Below are 1036 nucleotides of genomic sequence, written 5' to 3' on the forward strand. Positions count from 1 at the left end.
TATTTGGCGTATTAGAACGCTTGGGATTAGGCACACAGCAACGCGCCTTGCACGTGACCTTCTCAGATCCCGCCCTGAACAGTCAGGTGTATTTACAACGCATACAGGGACAGCAGCAGATCAATCAGGGCAGTACTGCCGAGCTGCTGTGCTTCAGCACGCACGCACAGATTGCCCTCAAACAATTTATCGGCTGTCAGGTTGCCGTCGATCAGGTGACCGATATCGGCCAGCTGTATCGCACCAGTGGCATCATCACTGCTGCCAAACAAGCACAAAGCGATGGTGCACTGACCAGTTATACCCTGACTCTGCAAGACCCGACCGCACTGTGGTACAAACGCCGCAACAGCCGCGTGTTTATGAACAAAAGCGTGCGCGAGATCAGTGAGCTGCTGTTTAGAGAATGGCAAACGAAAAGCCCGCTGTTTGCCGCCAGCCTGACGCTTGATACCTCAGGCTTAAACCGGGACTATGACATCCGGCCGTTTAGCATGCAGGCCAACGAAACCGACTACGACTACCTGACCCGACTGTGGCGCAGCGAAGGCATCAACTGGCTGATCGATGAAGCAGCCCTGACCGTCCCGACGATGAATACGCCGATACAGGCACAAGTACTGCGTCTGATTGACGACAACCAGCATTACACTGCCTTAAGCAGACAAGTCATACATTACCAGCGCAGCAGTGCCACCGAACCCTACGATACCCTGACACAGGTACAAGCCGAGCGGTCCCTGCAACCCACATCGGTCTATACCCAGCGCTGGCAAGCCGATGCCTTACAACAAGAAGAAGGCAGTGGCAGTGTGCAAAGCACCCAGCAACACAGCCAGCAACACGACAATGCCAGCCTGAATCTGGAGGATGCCTGGCATATCACCCCGGCATGGATTGCCGATCTAGAACAACAAGATCAAGCCACCGCATCTGGTAATCCCCAGTTGGAACAGCTCAACCAGCAGATCAATGCCTATCACCATCTACAGAGCAAACAATTCAGCGCCCGTGGAAGCGTACGCGATGCACAGGT

1 protein-coding gene is annotated in these 1036 nt (G+C 54.3%); it reads left to right on the plus strand.

The annotated features are described in order from the left end of the window. Positions 1-1036: phage late control D family protein (locus L2096_RS16000; RefSeq protein WP_250365857.1), on the plus strand; the 1036-nt coding region annotated here is incomplete at both ends.

The sequence above is a fragment of the Acinetobacter sp. ACZLY 512 genome, assembly GCF_023614015.1.
Lineage (GTDB): Bacteria > Pseudomonadota > Gammaproteobacteria > Pseudomonadales > Moraxellaceae > Acinetobacter > Acinetobacter soli.